This is a genomic window from uncultured Tateyamaria sp., from assembly GCF_947497045.1.
In the GTDB taxonomy this organism is placed as follows: Bacteria; Pseudomonadota; Alphaproteobacteria; order Rhodobacterales; family Rhodobacteraceae; genus Tateyamaria.
Genome location: NZ_CANMEU010000005.1, coordinates 119940 through 135882 on the forward strand (window position 1 = coordinate 119940; position 15943 = coordinate 135882).

Here is a 15943-nt window from a genome sequence, read left to right on the forward strand (position 1 = left end):
AATGAATCCGTTGTCGATCATATCGAGCCAAAGCGCGTCCACAAAGCTTGCCTATGTCTTTGGCTTGGTGGGCTTTGTGGTGCTGCCCTCGGTTCTGGGCGCGCAGTGGACGGATATTGTCACCTCCACCACCTGTTTTGCGATTGCTGCCGCGGGCATTGCGTTTCTCTATGGGCGCGTCGGCATGGTGAGCTTGACCCAGGTGGGGTTGATGGGAGTGGGGGGCTGGATCATGCTGCGGCTGAGCCACGGCACCATGCTGCCATTTGAAGTGAACCTGATCCTCGCTGCTTTGGGTGCGATGGGGTTCGGTGTGATCTTGTCTCTCCCGTCACTGCGGTTGCGGGGGCTGTATTTGGCACTGATCACGTTGATGGCTGCGGGTGGGTTTGAAGTCCTTTTCGCATCCTTTCAATTTCCCAACGGCGGCGACGGGTTTTGGGGTGTGCAGACCACAACAGAGGCTGGTGTGCGCCGACCCGCCATTGCGCTCAGTGACAGCGCCTATCTTCGCTATGTGATTGGCTGTGCAATCCTTGGGTTCTTGCTGATCGAAGTAAACAGACGCCTGAAACCGGGGCGCGCATGGGCCATGCTGAGCCAATCCGAAGCGGCGGCGATGTCTGCCTCGGTGAATGTTGTGCGCCATAAGATCTGGGCCTTTACACTTTCCGGTTTCTTGGCCGGAGTTGCAGGCGCATTGTTGGCTGGCAATATCGGTCTGCTTGATCCCAGCACATTTCGCGCAGGCGAAAGTATCTTGCTGTTTGCGCTGGTGGTTGTAGGGGGATCTACCTACTGGCTTGGCTGCATTATCGCCGCAGTTTTGTATCGCATTCTTCCCGCTTTGCTGAACGACTGGGGTTTGGACCCCGATCTGGCCTTTATCATCTTTGGCATTGGGCTGCTGCACGCGCTGATCACAGCGCCAAAAGGCATTGCCAGCCAGATTTTAAGGCTTAGACCGCAGGTTGTCGCCCCAAAGGAAGCGCATCAATCCATCGAAATTACCGATCTGAATGTACGTTTTGGCGGTGTCATCGCACTGGATAATGTGTCCGCCACTTTCGACAAAGCCGTCGTCGGGATCATCGGGCCAAATGGGGCTGGAAAGACGACTTTGATGAATGCGATTTCCGGCTTTATCGCCAATACCGGAACGATCCAAAGCGGCGCAACGCTGCTGACCTCACTTGCCCCACACAAGAGAAGCCAGTGGGGGTTGCGGCGGTCTTTCCAACGCGAGGAATTGTCCGAAAACCTGAATATCTTTGACAATGTTCTGGTGCAACTGGATGCCGACCCGGTGCCCTCAGCCGACAAATGGGCAGCCGTGAACAAGGCATTGGCATTTGTTGGTCTGCAAGATCAGGCAGAGAAAATGGTTGCTGATTTGGGCGGATTTGAACGTCGTCTGGTGGATTTGGCAAAATGCGTTGTCGGGGCACCTCGTGTCATTTTGCTTGATGAACCTGCGGGTGGCATGTCGAGCGATGAAACCACGCAGTTGGCGGATTTGATACTGGCGATCAGGGATCATTGCAGCGCACAGGTGCTGTTGATCGATCACGATGTCGATCTGGTGGCCAAGGTCTGTGAGGACACCATGGTGCTTGATTTTGGGCGTAAGATCGCAATGGCCCCGACAGCACAGGTGTTGAAAGATCCGGCTGTTGTGAAGGCCTATCTTGGCTCTGCGGAGGAGTGATCGATATGTCTTTGGTCTTTTCAGATGTAAGCGTTGAAAAAGCGGGCAAAACCGTCGTGTCTGATGTGTCACTTTCCATCGCACAGGGGCAATTGACGGCCCTGCTTGGCGCAAATGGGGCGGGCAAATCCGAACTGGTTCTGGGGCTGGCAGGTGTGTTGCCGATCACGCGCGGGGACATTTTGCTTGACGGTCAGAAAGTCACAAATGCCACACCGGAGGCGGTGCGAAGGCATAAGATCGCGGTGGTGCCCCAAGGCCATCAGGTGCTCACAAAGTTGAGCATAGACGACAATCTACGCGCGGCGTGCAGTCACTCCATCGCGGCGGTTCAAACCAATCTGGACTATGTCTATGACATCTTTCCCGAACTGGCAGAACGCAAAGGGCAATTGGCAGGAACCCTATCTGGCGGGCAACAGCAGATGGTCGCGTTGGGTCACGCGCTGATGCTGCGCCCCCGGTTCCTGGCGCTGGATGAAATGTCGCTGGGGTTGGCCCCGCTTGTTGTGCATCGCCTTATGGGGGTGGTGGATGAGCTGGTCGCGGCAGGAACCGGCATTTTACTGATTGAGCAGTTTACCGATCTGGCACTGCAACATGCGGACCATGCCGTTGTGCTGGGGCGCGGTGGCGTTGCCTTTAGCGGGCTGCCGACAACCCTCAAGCAAAACCCTGACATCCTGAAGTCAACCTATTTGAGCGAATAGCCAAGGTGTGACGGGCCCAAATCGGAGGAAATGAACATGAAGCTACATTATATCAATGACACCTTGTGTGGTTGGTGTTTCGTCGCCCACGAACAGATTACAACCCTGTTCGCCAAATGTCCCAAGGACGTGACTGTGCAGCTGTATCACCGCCGTCTGTTTCATGGTGGGGGTGAAATGACAATTTCGCCTTCAATGCTTGATATGGTCCGCCGCGTCGGCCAAGAGATCGGGCCAGGCCGGACCGGGGTGCGCATCGATGATGCCCATATCGAGTTCTTGAAAACCCCTGGATTGCGCTATTCCTCTGATCTTACCGCCCGCGCTTTTGCGGTGGTGCAGCACTTGGCACCAGATCACCTGTTTGCCTTCTCGACTGCCTTGCAAAAGAGCGTGTTCGAAATCGGGCTCGATTTCAGTTCTGCCGATGCAATTGCCGAGTGTTTTGCCAAGGTCACCGGGCTTGACCACGATGCGTTGTTGCAAGGGCTAGAAGCCGCCGATCTTGAGGACCGCGTTGATGAGAATGCCGCCCTTTCCGCAGCAATGATGAGCCGCGTAAATTCAAACGGCGTGCCCTGTCTGATACTTGAAGCAAACGGCGTATTTTATGAGTTGGACCCTTACGATGAGGCCAATGCGCTAAATGATATTATGACCCTCAAGGCCCAAATGCCGCACGCTTTTGCTGAATAGTCGAAATCGAAAGGACATAGAATGAACGCCCAAAATGCCAATCCCGAAGCTGTGGTGAACGCCTATATCGAGGGGACCGCAACACGAAATACCGATCTGTTGAAATCGATATTTGCCGAGAATGCACTTATGGTTGGATGGCTTGGTCCCGACCTGCTGCATGGCGGTCCCGAGCCGTTTTATGATGCGTTAGAGGCCAATGAGGTCGGGGATGACTACAGTGCTGAAATCATTCGCATCGACATCACCCATCCCATTGCAGTGGCCGAGATCAGTGAGCGGAACCTGTTGGGCATGTCATTTACCAACCATTTTCATCTTATCCACACGGATGCGGATGGCTGGAAAATCTCGTCCAAGTTGTTTCGGCATTACTAGGATCAGACCTTCAGGCTGAAAACCCGGTGGTTCAAGAAATGGCGGGCACTGCGATGTATGTCGCGACGCTGCGTTGTGTATAAGTGGCGGCTTACGCATAGACCATTCGGGCCCTGCAAATAACGGGCATGATCAGCTGTCGTAATCTGGCTTGGGGGTCAGGCCCGCCCACATAACGGCAAGTTCGCACATGCCTGTGGGGCAGCCGCGCGGTTGGACGGGATAGTCGCGCCAGGGCTTAACGCTCGGCAGGCTCAACCGTTCCAATGATCGGCCCGAGCGAAAATCCGATATCGCGCCGATTGATGTCGGGCGCATAAAGCCGCGAAACATTGCCATCCAGAAACAGCGCATTGGGCATCTCAAGGTGGTCGCGAAACAACGTGCCGAACTCGTGGAAGGTCACGGCACTGTTTGAGATCGCAAAGACCGCGGTCTTCCCATCGGCGCTGGTGCCCACCCCGTTGCGGATATATCGCGATGTGCTGTCAGGCAGGAAACGCGGATGCAACGCACCATCAATCACCAGCATGGGACCCGATTGGGTTGCATGGCTGCATTCAGGCGCGTCCTCCACAAAGCGCGATGTCTCGATCACATCCGCACGACCCGGTCTCAGGCACAGGATGCCGTTGGGCAGCAATCCAAAGTTGCCGGGGCCTGCGTTGGGAACAACACGCATCTGTTCGGTGCCGTCTTCGACATAATAGCCGACCGGCGCGCGATCATCGTGATACATACCCGCGTTCATCGCAAAGCCAAGCTGTCGCCCCTCGGCCTGCAAAGCGCGATCCACCGCGCTGAACTGGCCATAGATATTGCCGTCCTCATCGCGCAGGAACAGATCCAGCGTCTGGGTCGTCAGATTGACAGTGCAGACGGTATAGCTTGTGTCGTCAAAGCGGATGTCCTCGCAGGCGGCCGCCCAAACCGGGCTGACCCACACCAACAGAACCGCGAGAACGGCGCGTATCACGCGTCCGTATCCCGGCGGACATCGTCCTGATTAAGCATCCGGCGGGTGTCATCCATCCGGTCGAATGTCTCGTCCAGTTGGAACCGCAGGTCAGGCGCGAATTTCAGTGCGAGTTTCTTGGAGACCGCGCGGCGCAGCTCGCCCTTGTTGCGGGCCAGCAACTTGAGCACCTCGTCCTGACCTTGCCCGCCCAGGGGCAAAACATAGGCCGTCGCGATGCGCAGGTCGGGGGATGTGCACACCTCGCCCACGGTGATGGACATGCGGTTGAGGTCGGGGTCATGTACGTCGCCGCGCGCCAGCACCTCAGACAGGGACCGGCGGATCAATTCGCCCACCCGAAGCTGGCGCTGCGACGGGCCGGGGCCGTCGTGGAATTTGTTCTTTGCCATATGTCCCATCTAAGACCAACCTGGCCCTTTGCCAACCATGCGCGGGCAGGGTAGGACAGCAAGAAATCGCCAAACAGAGGGTTAGCGCATGTCAGAACTGCCGGGGATCGTGATTGCGGGTGCATCTGGGCGCATGGGCCAGATGCTGATCCGGTCTGTGTTGGATGATAACAGGATGCGGCTGGTGGGCGCGTTGGAGCGTCCGGGTCACGATTGGGTGGGCCGTGATGTGGGTGAGGCGATGGGCGCTGCCCCCTTGGGCGTGCAGGTCTATGACGACGCGCTTGAGCCGATGGCCCGCGCGCAGGCGGTCATCGACTTCACGGCCCCCGAAGCCACCATTGCGTTGTCCCATGTGGCCGCCCAAGCCCGTGCGGCGCACATCATCGGCACGACTGGCATGACGGAGGCGCAGATTGCGCAGCTTGAACCGGCCTCGCGCCACTGTGCCATTGTGCGGGCGGGCAACATGAGCCTTGGGGTCAACCTGCTGGTGCAGCTGACCAAACAGGTCGCCGCCGCACTGGATGAGGATTTCGACATCGAAGTGATCGAGGCGCATCATCACCACAAGGTCGATGCGCCCTCGGGCACCGCGCTGATGCTGGGCGAGGCTGCCGCAGAAGGGCGCGGCGTGGATCTGAACACCGTCAAGGACGCGGCCCGTGACGGGATCACCGGCGCGCGCAGCCGTGGCCATATCGGTTTCTCCAACATTCGCGGAGGGGACATTGTGGGTGAACATGATGTGCTTTTTGCCGGACAGGGTGAGCGGATCGTGCTGCGTCACATGGCCACCGACCGCGCGCTGTTTGCCAAAGGTGCGCTCAAGGCGGCGCTGTGGGCGCGGGGGCAGGCTCCGGGCCAATATGACATGCTGGATGTGCTGGGCCTCAAACGCTGAGCCAGGCCTGCGTGTTGAATTTTTCCCTACAGTGAGTGAACCAATCCGCAGGCTGGTACGTAACTCCTGATACCAACACCGCAACTCATCGGGAAAAACACCATGCGTTCACTTGCGATTGCCGCTCTCGCTGCCCTGCTTGCCGGGCCAGCCTTTGCCGAATTGGTCAAGGTCGATGATCAAAGTGAATTTGTCGAGTTGACGGCGGGCAAGACTCTGACTCGCCCCATGGTCAAGTTGACCGTGACGCCGGATGGGCAGATTGCAGGGCGCGGCTCCCTTTGGGATATCGAAGGCAGTTGGTCCTGGCAGGAAGGCTATTTCTGTCGTGATCTGTTCTGGGGCGGCGATGCGCTGGGCTACAATTGTCAGCAGGTTCAGGCCTCCGCTGATGGTCGCATCAAGTTCACATCCGATCGCGGCGCGGGCGACAGCGCGATGTTCACACTGCGCTAAGCGGTGTTTGCACGCGTTGGCGTGCACGCTACATTGCCCCAACGCAGGTTTTGGGGATCAGCATGACACATGATGACACTATCGCGACGATTGCCGATGCTTTGCGCGACGCGCCGGGTGTGCGCGCCCTGTTTCTGAGCGGCAGTTACGGCAACGGGATGGCGGATCAGTACAGCGACATCGACTTCGTGCTGGTTGCGGATGAGGGCGCAAGTGACGCCGTGGCCGCCCTGTGGCGATCCGCTGTGGAGCGGACGGGAGAGATCGTGCTGTGGTGGGATCGCACCACGGTGCCCGTCCTGATCAACGCGATCACCGCGGATTGGACGCGCACGGACGTCATCATGCTCAAACCCGAACAGATGGGCCATCATACCCAAGCGGCGCTGAACCCGGTCTTTGACCATGACGACATCTATGCCGGGCTGAATGCAGCCGCCCCACCCGCCACACCGGACCTCAGGAAATTCCGCTATCAGGTCGAAGAGTTCATTCGCATCCTTGGGCTGCTCAATCTGGCGGCAGGGCGCAAGGAATACATCAACGGGGTCCTTGGCGTCTTTCATCTGCGTAACTTGCTGGTGGAATTGATGATCGAGGAAACTGGCGCTCCCAATCGGGGCGGTGTTCTGCACCTCAATCGGTTGATCACGGATGCGCAAAAGAAGGTTTTGACCGGCTTGCCCCCGGCGGTGCCCACCCGCGCGGCCATGATCGAGGCGCATATGGCCTACGCCGCTGCATATCTACCCCGCGCCCGCAAGCGGGCTGCTGCGTTGGGCATGGACTGGCCGGACCGGTTCGAAGAGGTGACGTGGGACAAGCTGGGCACCACGCTGGACCTTGTTCGGCCCTACTGAACGCGTTCCTCAGAAATCGATTGCCAGCCCCTTCTTCTCCCAATCGCCATAGCGCACAGGCTCTGGCCCGTCCCGGCCACCCAGCTCGGTAGGCAGGTCAGGCGCCTTGTCGGCCTTGCGCCGTGCCTCTGCTTCGGCAAGGGCGCGTTTGGCGGCGGGTGGCAGGTCTGGATCATCTGACATGGCGGGTTCCTCTTGGGGCTTGCCCTTGATATACGCCCGTTTCCGATCCCGGCAAGCGGGTACGACATCATCATTCGAGGACACCCATGAGCGATATTGGCCTGCCTGCCCGGCGCAGCGCGATCTTTCTGCTGGATCAGATCATCGGCGAGGGCAAGCTGATGAGCGAGTTGATCGGATCGGGCGTGCTGGATCGTCTGGATCCTGCGGACCGCGCGCGGGCCCAACGGCTGGCGACCGAGACGCTGCGCAGCATGGAGCGCGCCGACCGCATCCTGCAACGCCACTTACAGAAATATCCCCCCCTGACCGTGCGCAACGCGTTGCGGGTCGGCACGGTCGAGCTTTGTCAGGGCGAGGCCGCCCATGGGGTCGTGAATGCGATGGTCGGCCTGATTTCGAAACACAAACGCTATGGCCATCTCAAAGGGCTGGTGAATGCGGTGCTGCGCAAAGTTGCCGACAAAGGCCCCGAGCAGTGGCCTAATCTGCGCACCCCGCGCCTGCCCAAATGGCTGCGTGGCCCGCTGGTCGAGGCGTGGGGGCCTGAGGCGGTACTGGGGATTGAGGCGGGGCACTATGCATCGGTGCCCCTCGATCTGTCCCCCAAAGCGGATGCCGAGGCTGTGGCCAAAGCGACCGGAGGGGCTGTGCTGTCCACCGGGTCGGTGCGGCTGGCCGATGCGGGGCAGGTTTCGAACCTGCCGGGTTTTACGGGCGGTGACTGGTGGGTGCAGGATGCGGCCGCGGCCATCCCTGCGCGCGTATTGGCGGCCAAACCGGGTGAGAAGATCCTTGATCTATGCGCCGCACCGGGGGGCAAGACGATGCAACTGGCGGCGACGGGTGCGGATGTCACGGCGGTCGATATCTCAAAGGGGCGGATGGAGCGTGTGGCTCAGAACCTCGTGCGTACGCAGCTTCAGGCGACGACCCAAGTGGCGGATGTCTTTGACCTGACGGGTCAATACGACGCGATCCTGCTGGATGCGCCCTGTTCGGCCACGGGGACGATCCGCCGCCACCCCGACTTGCCATTCGCCAAGGATGGGTCTGAGTTTGGAATGCTGATCGAGTTGCAGGGGCGTATGCTCGATCACGCGCTGACCCTGCTGAAACCGGGCGGGCGGATGGTGTTTTGCACCTGTTCCCTGCTGCCGGACGAGGGCGAAGTGCAGATCGAAGAGGCTTTGTCCCGCCATTCGGGCCTGTCTGTTGATCGCGCGGCGCTGGATGTGCCCGGCGTGGACCCCGCATGGGTCACCGAAGAGGGCGGCCTGCGCCTGCGTCCGGATCTATGGGCGGAACTTGGCCACATGGACGGGTTTTACGTCGCGGCCCTGCAGAAATCCTGACCAGATCGCGTGACTTGAAGGCTGCCCGAGGCTAGAGTGTGACCAAACGGCGCTCAAAGACGCATCAAGGCAGGCAGTATGACGATCCCGAATGGGTTTTCCGCACGAAAAGCCCGGTTTCTGAACCGTTGGCATGCGCGTCGCGCCACGCGGGCCAAAGCGGCGACCGCATTTGTGTCCTCGCCCGAGCCACGCACCATCGGCAGCTTTGCCAAGGGGCGGCAACTGGTGGCGGGCAACTACCTGTTTGCAGGGGCCCTGATCGAAGCGCCCGGCGTAGGTTTATGGGACGTGATTGCGCCTGATCAGGCGTTTGAGGATGCGTTGCACGGATTTGCGTGGATGGACGATCTGGCGGCGGTGGGCGATGCCTCGACCCGGCAGGCTGCACAACGCTGGCTTTGGGGGTGGATCGATCGCTATGGGCGTGGGCGGGGTCCGGGCTGGACGCCGGATCTGACGGGCCGCCGCCTGATCCGTTGGATCAACCATGCGCTGTTTGTCCTGCGTGGCCATGATGCCCCCGAAAGTGAGCTTTTTTTTCAATCTCTGGCGCAACAAACCCAATTCCTGTCCAAACGCTGGCACGCGGCCGCCCCCGGATTGCCCCGGTTCGAGGCATTGACGGGCCTCATCTATGCCGGTCTGTCGCTGGAAGGTATGGAGGGCCTGGCCCCGCCCGCCGTCGCCGCACTGGCGCGCGAATGCCGCCATCAGATTGACGATCAGGGGGGCTTGCCCACGCGCAATCCCGAAGAGTTGCTTGAGGTCTTTACCTTGCTCACATGGGCCGCCGCTGCCCTGACCGAAGCCGGACAGTTCCCGCCCGAAGCACATCTGGCCGCGATTGAGCGGATTGCGCCCACATTGCGCACCTTGCGCCATTCCGATGGCAGTCTGGCACGCTTTCATGGCGGCGGGCGCGGGCAGGAAGGGTGGCTCGATCACGCGCTGGCTGCCTCCGGGGTCAAGACGCGGCAGGCGGATGGGTTGTCCATGGGCTATGCCCGCCTCAGCGCGGGCCGCACGAGTGTCATCATCGACGCGGCCAAACCGCCAGCCCCTGCGGCGAGCCACAATGCGCATGCCTCGACCCTTGCGTTCGAGCTGACGTCGGGCAGGCGTCCGTTGATCGTGAATTGTGGCTCGGGCGTCAGCTTTGGGTCGGAATGGCGCCGTGCGGGGCGGGCCACGCCATCGCACTCCGCCCTGTCGCTGGATGGGTATTCGAGCGCCCGGCTTGGGGACGCGGACCGCGCCACATCGCGCGAAGCCCTGATTGATGCGCCCACGCATGTGCCGATCGAGGTCAGCCACGCCTCGGACGGGTTGCGGTTCCAAGGCGGGCACAACGGCTATATCCGAACCCACGGCCTGACCCACGCGCGCCAGTTGGAACTGACCTTTGATGGGCGTGGCATGGCGGGCGAAGATATGCTGCTGGCCCTTGAGGACGTGGAAAAGCAGACCTTTGACAAGGTGATGGACGCCAAGCAACTGGCAGGCATTCCGTTCGACATCCGGTTCCATCTGCACCCGGAAGTGGATGCAGAGGTCGATATGGGCGGCTCTGCGATCTCAATGGCGCTCAAAAGCGGCGAGATCTGGGTGTTTCGCCATGACGGCACGCGCGATTTGTCTCTGGAGCCAAGCGTTTACCTGGAAAAGGGCCGTCTGAAACCCCGCGCCAGCCAGCAGATCGTGCTGAGCGGGCGGGCCATGGATCATGGCACGCGGGTGCGCTGGTCCTTGTCCAAAGCCCAAGAAACTGCCATGGGCATTCGCGATCTCAACCGGGATGAGCCGGGCGAAACATACGATTAAAGGACTGCTGCCGATATGACCGATCTGAGCCCCGTGCGCCGCGCGCTGATTTCCGTTTCTGACAAGACCGGGCTGGTCGAATTCGCCAGGGCACTGGCCGGGCATGGGGTCGTGTTGCTGAGTACCGGGGGTACGGCGGCCGCACTTCGCGCGGCAGGGCTCAGCGTGACGGATGTGAGCGAGGTCACCGGGTTCCCCGAGATGATGGATGGGCGGGTCAAGACGCTGCATCCGGTTGTTCACGGCGGTCTGCTGGCGCTGCGTGACAATGACGATCACGTGGCGGCCATGGGCCAGCACGGGATTGATCCGATCGATCTGGTCGTCGTGAACCTTTACCCTTTTGAGGAAACGGTGGCCAAGGGCGCCGCCTATGGTGACGTTATCGAGAATATCGACATTGGTGGGCCTGCGATGATCCGCTCGGCGGCCAAGAACCATGGCTTTGTGAACGTGGTGGTCGATGTCGCCGACTACCAAGCCGTGATTGACGAGATGTCCGCTCATGCTGGTCAGACCAGCTATGCCCTGCGCCAGCGGCTTGCGCAGACCGCCTATGCACGCACTGCTGCTTATGACACCGCCGTCAGCACGTGGATGGCGGCCCAGGTGCCCGGTACCCCGCGCCGCCGCGTTTTTGCAGGCACTTTGGCGCAGACCTTGCGCTATGGCGAGAACCCGCATCAGGCCGCCGCCTTCTATACGGACGGGTCGGCCAAGCCGGGGGTCGCAACCGCCAAACAGCATCAGGGCAAAGAGCTGTCCTATAACAACATCAACGACACCGACGCGGCATTCGAGCTGATCAGCGAATTTGCGGGTCAGGGGCCGGCCTGCGCGATCATCAAGCATGCCAATCCTTGCGGTGTGGCAACCGGGGCAACACTGGCCGAGGCCTACACCCGCGCCTTTGATTGCGACCGCACCAGCGCTTTTGGGGGCATCATCGCGCTGAACCAACCGCTGGATGCAGAAACGGCGCAGGCCATCACCGGCATCTTTACAGAAGTGGTGATTGCGCCTGGCGCAGATGCCGAGGCTGTTGGTATTTTCAGCCGGAAAAAGAACCTGCGCCTGCTCACCACGGACATGCTGGGCGACCCGGCGCGGGCGGCTTTGGCGGTTAAGCAGGTCGCTGGCGGGTTTCTGGTGCAGGACAAGGATGTGGGCCGCATCACTGCGGATGATCTGAGGGTTGTGACCAAACGCCAGCCGTCCGAGCAGGAATTTGCGGATCTTCTGTTTGCATGGACCGTCGCCAAACACGTCAAATCCAACGCGATCATCTACGTCAAGGATGGCGCGACCGTCGGCGTTGGCGCGGGACAGATGAGCCGGGTGGACAGCACGCGCATTGCCGCGCGCAAGGCGCAGGATATGGCCGAAGCGATGGGCCTGCCCGCCCCGCTCACACAAGGGTCGGTCGTGGCCTCTGATGCGTTTTTCCCCTTTGCGGACGGGCTTGTGACGGCGGCCGAGGCGGGGGCGACAGCGCTTATCCAACCCGGCGGTTCCATGCGCGACGATGAGGTGATCGCAGCGGCGGATGAGGCGGGGCTTGCCATGGTCTTTACCGGCATGCGCCATTTCCGGCATTAAGCGCAGATGAAAGTGTTGTGGATATCGGCGTTCATCGCCTTGGTGCTGGATCAGGCGTCAAAGTATTACGTCATCCATGTGCTTGGCGTGTCGCAGTCTAACCCTGTGGACGTGCTGCCTCCGCTTCTTAACTTTCGCTATGGCGAAAACCGGGGCATCAACTTTGGGCTTGGGGATGGGGTGGGCGTTTGGGTGCTGATCGCGATCGCCATCGTCATTTGCGTCGGCGTGCTTTGGTGGATGTGGCGGCACCCGCAAGGGCGTTTGGCTAACGCCTCCGCTGGATTGCTGATCGGCGGAGCGCTCGCGAATGTGCTCGACCGACGGCTTTATGGTTATGTACTCGATTTCCTGAACATGTCGTGCTGCGGGATCAACAACCCGTTTGTGTTCAATGTGGCGGATATCTTTATTTTCGCAGGAGCCATCGGCCTCGTGTTCTTTGCCAAAGAGGACAAACCCCGCAAAAAGGGCACGTGACAAGCCGGGCCAAGCTGCGATAATGAGCGCGGGGAAAAGAGGAGAGTGTGGATGCGTTTGATCGCCGGGGCCCTGATTGCCGTCACCTGCCTTGCCGCCTGTGCGGACAAGGGTTTACGCCAAGTGACCTCGCGTGGGGATGGCCCGGACGAGTTCATCGTGGTGCCCGCCAAACCCCTTGAACAGCCAGAGAGCTTTTCGGCGCTGCCACCCCCGACACCGGGCAGCTTTAACCGCGTTGATCAGCGCCCGCTCGAAGAGAGCGTGGCCCAATTGGGCGGGCAGCGGACATCGCCGAATGCGCCGATCCCGGGCAGCGATGCGGCCTTGGTCAACCACGCCAGCCGCTTTGGGCGCGAGGCCAATATCCGCGCCACGCTGGCCGAAGCGGATGCGAAGTTCCGCAAACGCTCTGCCCGGTTGACGCGGGTCCGGATCGTGCGCGAGGATTTCTACAATCAGGCCTATCGCCGCGAGGCCCTCAATGCCAGACGCATAGCCGAACAGTACCGCCGCGCTGGTGTGCCGACGCCCGCAGCACCCCCGAACGGGCGCTAAGTCCGCTTCTATCTCACAAAGCCGCCAGCGCGGCTTGATCCTGTGCGAGGTTGGCGTATCTGTTATGCCAACCGACCATAAGTCAGGAACAGCCATGCCTCGTTTGCGTGCAGCCCTTGCAGGGCTTGCTTTGACCACCACCCTGTCTGTTGCGCCGCCACTTGCCGCCCAGAAGCGGGACGATCAGGTCACCAGTTTCGAGTTGGATAACGGGATGCAGGTGGTCGTTGTCGAGGACAACCGCGCGCCTGTGGTGCAGCATATGGTCTGGTATCGGGCCGGTTCAGCGGATGAACCTGTCGGCTCGTCCGGTGTGGCGCATTTTCTGGAACATTTGCTGTTCAAGGCGACCGACACCCTCGCGGATGGAGAGTTTTCGGCCACTGTGGCGGCCAATGGGGGCCGGGACAACGCGTTCACCTCTTATGACTATACTGCCTATTTCCAGCGTGTTGCCGCAGACCGTCTTGAGCTGATGATGCGTATGGAAGCGGACCGGATGCGCAACATCAACTTCACCGATCAGAACGTCGCCACCGAGCGCGACGTGATCCTGGAAGAGCGCAACCAGCGCACCGACAGCAATCCGCGCGCCCTGTTTTCGGAACAGATGAACGCGGCCCAATACCTGAACCACCGTTACGGCGTGCCCATCATCGGCTGGCGCCACGAGATGGAAACGCTCGATAAGGCGGACGCGCTTGGGTTCTACGACACGTATTATTACCCCAATAACGCGATCCTTGTGGTGTCCGGCGACGTGGACCCGGACGAGGTCAAGGCGCTGGCCGAAACCTATTACGGGGTGATCCCCGCCAATCCCGATCTGCCCGAGCGGGTGCGATCCGCCGAGCCGCCCCAAACGGCCGAGCGTCGTCTGATTTACCGCGATGCGCGGGTGGCCCAGTCCTATGTCAGCCGGTCCTACCTTGCGCCAGAACGTGATCCCGGTGACCAGACGGCGGCTGCAGCGCTGACATTGCTGGCCGAAGTTCTGGGCGGGGGGCAGACCAGTTATCTGACCGAAAAGTTGCAGTTCGAAGAACAGAAGGCCGTGTTTTCGGGCGCGTTCTATCGGGGCGCAACGCTGGATGACACGACCTTTGATGTGGTGATCGTGCCGGTGCCCGGCCTGTCGCTGGAAGAGGCAGAGGCCGCGATGGATGCCACACTGGCCAGCTTTCTTGAGGACGGCGTGGATGAAGAGGCGCTGGAGCGGATCAAATACCAGCTGCGGGCGAGTGAAATCTACGCCCGTGACAATGTCGACAATACCGCCCGCCGCTATGGGGCGGCGATGTCCGTCGGTTTGACGGTCGAGGATATTCAGAACTGGCCCGACGTTTTGCAGGCGGTCACCCCCCAAGACATCATGGATGCCGCCCGGATGGTGTTGAACCGGGATGCGTCGGTGACGGGATGGTTGACGCGGCCCGAAGGTGAGGTGACCCAATGATCCGTTTCGCAATGACCCGCTTGATGGGTGCTTTGTTTGTTGCGCTGGTTGTGACTCTGCCTGCGCGGGCCGAGGTGAAGATCGAGGAAGTCGTCAGCCCCGGTGGGATTACCGCGTGGCTGGTGCAAGAACCCTCGATCCCTTTCATGGCGCTTGAGCTGCGGTTTCGCGGCGGGGCGTCGTTGGATGCACCTGGCAAGCGCGGTGCGATCAACCTTATGACTGGCCTGCTGGAAGAAGGGGCCGGTGATCTGGATGCGCGCGCCTTTGCGCGTGAATTGGAAGGGCTGGCAGCCTCGTTCGGATATGACATTGGCAATGATGCATTATCTGTGTCGGCCAGTTTTCTGACGGAAAACCGGGCCGAGGCGGTCGAGTTGCTGCGCAAGTCGATCATAGAGCCGCGTTTTGATGAGGCTGCATTGGAGCGTGTGCGCGAGCAGGTCCTGACGGGTCTGCGCTCGGATGCAAAGGATCCCGCCAAGATCGCGCGCGCGACCTTTGATGCGATGGCTTATGGGGAGCACCCCTACGGATCGCAGTATCGAGGCACGATTGACAGTGTGACCGCGTTGACCCGCGCTGACATGTTGGACGCGCATGGGGCTGTTTTTGCCAAGGATCGCCTGTATGTCGGCGTTGTGGGGGACATTACGCCTGCGGAATTGGGTCCATTGCTGGACACCCTCTTGGGGCCATTGCCCGATGCCGGCGCAGCCCAGCCCGGCCCGGCAGAAATCCAGATCAAAGGCGGCACAACCGTGGTGCCCTTTGACACACCCCAGTCGGTTGCTGTTTTTGGTCAGCGCGGGATCGAACAGGACGATCCGGATTTCTTTGCGGCACGTGTGTTGAACCAGGTTCTTGGTGCGGGCGGTTTTGAAAGTCGTCTGATGACCGAGGTGCGTGAAAAGCGTGGCCTGACCTATGGCGTGTCGTCCTTCCTGATACCGCAGGATCATGCCGCGACCCTGCAGGGGCAGGTCGCATCTGCCAATGACCGCATTGCCGAAGCGGTGTCCGTCATCCGGGACGAATGGGCCCGCGCCGCGGCCGAAGGCGTGACCCAGGCCGAGTTGGACGCGGCCAAGACCTTTGTGACCGGGGCCTATCCGCTGCGGTTCAATGGCAACGCGCCCATTGCCCGGATCATGGTTGGCATGCAAATGCTCGGCTTGCCCATCGACTACATTGCCACGCGCAACGAAAAGGTAGAGGCGGTCACCTTGGCGGATGTCAAGCGCATAGCGGCGGAGCTGCTCGACCCTGAGGGATTGCATTTCGTGGTTGTCGGTCAGCCCGAGGACCTTGAGAATTCTGTTGCCAATTGAGCGCTGCGCGCACCCGATGTTTCAGGGGGCTCTGCCCCCGCCCTTCGGGCTCTCCCGCGGTATTTCTGGTCAAAAGA

17 protein-coding genes are annotated in these 15943 nt (G+C 60.6%); 14 read left to right on the top strand and 3 right to left on the bottom strand.

Features of this window, described 5'->3' with window-relative positions:
• Position 1 precedes the first annotated feature (1 nt).
• From Q0859_RS12480 to Q0859_RS12495, 4 genes are read left to right on the top strand one after another with little or no spacing between them, the layout of a single operon-like run.
• Positions 2 to 1708 carry an ATP-binding cassette domain-containing protein gene (locus tag Q0859_RS12480; protein ID WP_299151683.1) on the top strand — a complete coding sequence of 569 codons (1707 nt, stop codon included), beginning with the start codon at positions 2 to 4 and terminating at the stop codon, positions 1706 to 1708.
• Between the two features lie 5 nt (positions 1709 to 1713).
• Positions 1714 to 2418: an ATP-binding cassette domain-containing protein gene (locus tag Q0859_RS12485; protein WP_299151684.1), complete on the top strand. Its 705-nt coding sequence runs from the start codon at positions 1714 to 1716 to the stop codon at positions 2416 to 2418.
• A 36-nt stretch (positions 2419 to 2454) separates the two neighbouring features.
• Entirely contained in the window at positions 2455 to 3114 is a 660-nt protein-coding gene (locus tag Q0859_RS12490; RefSeq protein ID WP_299151685.1) for a DsbA family protein, read from the top strand.
• A gap of 21 nt (positions 3115 to 3135) precedes the next feature.
• Positions 3136 to 3492 carry a nuclear transport factor 2 family protein gene (locus Q0859_RS12495; protein WP_299151686.1) on the top strand — a complete coding sequence of 119 codons (357 nt, stop codon included), beginning with the start codon at positions 3136 to 3138 and terminating at the stop codon, positions 3490 to 3492.
• 238 nt (positions 3493 to 3730) lie between these two features.
• On the opposite strand, the gene Q0859_RS12500 is transcribed toward Q0859_RS12495, so the two are convergent.
• Positions 3731 to 4468: a phosphodiester glycosidase family protein gene (locus Q0859_RS12500; protein WP_299151687.1), complete on the bottom strand. Its 738-nt coding sequence runs from the start codon at positions 4466 to 4468 to the stop codon at positions 3731 to 3733.
• Complete coding sequence (rbfA, locus tag Q0859_RS12505; protein ID WP_299151688.1) at positions 4465 to 4860, bottom strand: 30S ribosome-binding factor RbfA; 396 nt, start codon at positions 4858 to 4860, stop codon at positions 4465 to 4467. Before rbfA ends, Q0859_RS12500 begins: the two co-directional genes overlap by 4 nt.
• 88 nt (positions 4861 to 4948) lie before the next feature.
• On the opposite strand from rbfA, the gene dapB reads away from it, so the two are divergent.
• The 3 genes from dapB (at position 4949) to Q0859_RS12520 (ending at position 7080) form a co-directional block, all read left to right on the top strand.
• Positions 4949 to 5764 carry a 4-hydroxy-tetrahydrodipicolinate reductase gene (gene dapB, locus Q0859_RS12510; protein WP_299151689.1) on the top strand — a complete coding sequence of 272 codons (816 nt, stop codon included), beginning with the start codon at positions 4949 to 4951 and terminating at the stop codon, positions 5762 to 5764.
• 102 nt (positions 5765 to 5866) lie between these two features.
• Positions 5867 to 6220, top strand: coding sequence for a dihydrodipicolinate reductase (locus Q0859_RS12515; RefSeq protein WP_299151691.1), 354 nt, complete (start codon positions 5867 to 5869; stop codon positions 6218 to 6220).
• A 62-nt stretch (positions 6221 to 6282) separates the two neighbouring features.
• Positions 6283 to 7080, top strand: a complete 798-nt coding sequence (locus tag Q0859_RS12520) for a nucleotidyltransferase domain-containing protein (RefSeq protein WP_299151693.1) — start codon at positions 6283 to 6285, stop codon at positions 7078 to 7080.
• A gap of 9 nt (positions 7081 to 7089) precedes the next feature.
• Here the strand turns inward: Q0859_RS12520 and Q0859_RS12525 are convergent, their stop codons facing one another.
• Positions 7090 to 7263, bottom strand: coding sequence for a DUF1674 domain-containing protein (locus tag Q0859_RS12525; RefSeq protein ID WP_299151694.1), 174 nt, complete (start codon positions 7261 to 7263; stop codon positions 7090 to 7092).
• Positions 7264 to 7349: 86 nt separating this feature from the next.
• Here Q0859_RS12525 and Q0859_RS12530 point away from each other — a divergent pair, with 86 nt between their 5' ends.
• The 7 genes from Q0859_RS12530 (at position 7350) to Q0859_RS12560 (ending at position 15866) form a co-directional block, all read left to right on the top strand.
• A complete protein-coding gene (locus Q0859_RS12530; protein WP_299151695.1) occupies positions 7350 to 8618 on the top strand; it encodes a transcription antitermination factor NusB in 1269 nt (422 codons plus the stop codon).
• A gap of 78 nt (positions 8619 to 8696) precedes the next feature.
• The gene (locus Q0859_RS12535) at positions 8697 to 10442 is read left to right on the top strand and encodes a heparinase II/III family protein (RefSeq protein ID WP_299151697.1); all 1746 of its coding nucleotides are present in this window, start codon (positions 8697 to 8699) and stop codon (positions 10440 to 10442) included.
• Positions 10443 to 10457: 15 nt separating this feature from the next.
• A complete protein-coding gene (gene purH, locus Q0859_RS12540) occupies positions 10458 to 12041 on the top strand; it encodes a bifunctional phosphoribosylaminoimidazolecarboxamide formyltransferase/IMP cyclohydrolase (RefSeq protein WP_299151698.1) in 1584 nt (527 codons plus the stop codon).
• Between the two features lie 6 nt (positions 12042 to 12047).
• Positions 12048 to 12521, top strand: a complete 474-nt coding sequence (lspA, locus tag Q0859_RS12545) for a signal peptidase II (protein ID WP_299151699.1) — start codon at positions 12048 to 12050, stop codon at positions 12519 to 12521.
• A 51-nt stretch (positions 12522 to 12572) separates the two neighbouring features.
• Entirely contained in the window at positions 12573 to 13079 is a 507-nt protein-coding gene (locus tag Q0859_RS12550) for a DUF3035 domain-containing protein (RefSeq protein ID WP_299151701.1), read from the top strand.
• A gap of 94 nt (positions 13080 to 13173) precedes the next feature.
• Positions 13174 to 14535: a pitrilysin family protein gene (locus Q0859_RS12555; RefSeq protein ID WP_299151702.1), complete on the top strand. Its 1362-nt coding sequence runs from the start codon at positions 13174 to 13176 to the stop codon at positions 14533 to 14535.
• Entirely contained in the window at positions 14532 to 15866 is a 1335-nt protein-coding gene (locus Q0859_RS12560; protein WP_299151703.1) for a pitrilysin family protein, read from the top strand. Before Q0859_RS12555 ends, Q0859_RS12560 begins: the two co-directional genes overlap by 4 nt.
• Positions 15867 to 15943: the final 77 nt, after the last annotated feature.